Annotated in this window: 1 protein-coding gene; it reads left to right on the top strand. The window is 64.3% G+C overall.

All coding sequences use genetic code 11. The features are described from left to right. Positions 1-737: electron transfer flavoprotein subunit beta/FixA family protein (locus IB264_RS34205; RefSeq protein WP_210335725.1), on the top strand; the 737-nt coding region annotated here is incomplete at both ends.

Below are 737 nucleotides of genomic sequence, written 5' to 3'. Positions count from 1 at the left end.
AAGCGGGTGGTTGACTACAACGTCAAGATCCGGGTGAAGGCTGACGGCTCGGGTGTCGAGCTTGCCAACGTGAAGATGTCGATGAACCCGTTCGACGAGATCTCGGTGGAAGAGGCGCTGCGGCTGAAGGAAGCCGGCAAGGCCGACGAGGTCGTGGTCGTCTCGGTCGGTCCGGCCAAGGCCGAGGAAACGCTGCGGACGGCGCTCGCCATGGGCGCCGATCGGGCGATCCTGGTCGAGACCGACGACCAGGTCGAGCCGCTCACTGTTGCCAAGATCGTCAAGGGTGTGGCCGAGGCCGAACAGCCGGGGCTGATCATCGTCGGCAAGCAGGCGATCGATGACGATTCGAACCAGACCGGCCAGATGCTGTCGGCGCTTCTGGGCTGGGCCCAGGGCACCTTTGCCTCCAAGGTCGAGATCGGTGACGGCAAGGCACCAGAGGGCACAGCAAGGGTGACGCGCGAGGTCGACGGCGGCCTGCAGACGATCGACATCAAGCTGCCGGCGGTGGTGACCACCGACCTGCGCCTGAACGAGCCGCGTTATGCCTCGCTTCCCAACATCATGAAGGCGAAGAAGAAGCCGCTCGACAAAAAGACCCCTGCCGACTTCGGTGTCGACACGACCGCGCGGCTGAAGGTGCTGAAGACCGAGGAGCCGGAAGGCCGCAAGGCCGGCATCAAGGTCAAGTCGGTGGCCGAACTGGTCGAAAAGCTCAAGACCGAAGCCGGCGT

It is taken from the genome of Ensifer sp. ENS11 (assembly GCF_014851895.1).
GTDB classification, from domain to species: domain Bacteria; phylum Pseudomonadota; class Alphaproteobacteria; order Rhizobiales; family Rhizobiaceae; genus Ensifer; species Ensifer canadensis.
This window is presented reverse-complemented; position numbering and strand designations above follow the sequence as displayed.